This is a genomic window from Mesorhizobium sp. M4A.F.Ca.ET.050.02.1.1, assembly GCF_003997725.1.
Lineage (GTDB): Bacteria > Pseudomonadota > Alphaproteobacteria > Rhizobiales > Rhizobiaceae > Mesorhizobium.
Map to the genome: position 1 here is coordinate 1 of NZ_RZSG01001345.1, position 763 is coordinate 763.

The 763-nt window shown below is 62.5% G+C and carries 1 pseudogene; it reads right to left on the reverse strand.

The window, feature by feature from the left end:
• Positions 1-234, reverse strand: a pseudogene (locus tag EOA33_RS37395) (NAD kinase); the annotation flags it as partial.
• Positions 235-763: the final 529 nt, after the last annotated feature.

A 763-nucleotide genomic window follows, 5' to 3' on the forward strand; every position in this document is an offset into this window, starting at 1 on the left:
GTATTCGTTCATCAAGAAACCGATGGTGCCACGGTTCATGCCGTAGACCTTCTTGCCCGTGCTCATCGTGTCGCGGAGCGTCTGCAGCAGGAAGCCATCGCCGCCGAGGGCCACGACGATCTCGGCCTCTTCGACCGATGTCTGGCCATAATGCGACGACAGGCTTTCCAGTGCCGCCCTGGCGTCGGCGGTGTCGGACGAGACGAAGGCGAAACGGCTGGTGGCTTTGCTCATGGCTTTCCGATGACGACCGGCTGGCGGCGACCGGTTCGCAGCCGCGCCAGCGCCGGGGTAGCATGGGCCGCCCGCATGTGCAAAGGGCGCGGCGGTGTTCGCCAATGGCTGCCAAAAGGACCGCTCGCGCATTGTGTCGGCCAACAGGCGAACGTGATGGTTAAGGCGGAGCTTAAGCTCTCGTAAAGCCGGATCGGTCATGTTAGCCGGCAGTGGATGGGTTGGTGGGGGCTAGCCAGTCGAGACCTGTCTATTGCCGGTGACACGCCTAATCATCGTCTTCCTGATGCTGGGAAGTTTTGCCCTCGTTTTCGCCGAGTTGGTGCGCCGCTCGGAGGATATGAGCTTCCGACCCGAGCCGACTGCTTCGCGCTGCGGCGACGCAGCTGGGACGCCCTGTCCGCAAAGGTCGCTGTAAGACCGCTGCGCCAAGCCACCGCGCAATCTACGACCACCGCAAGCACACCGAACATGCCGGCGAGAATAATCAGGTTGACAGTTTTGGCGCGCATATGCCCAAGCCCTGTGG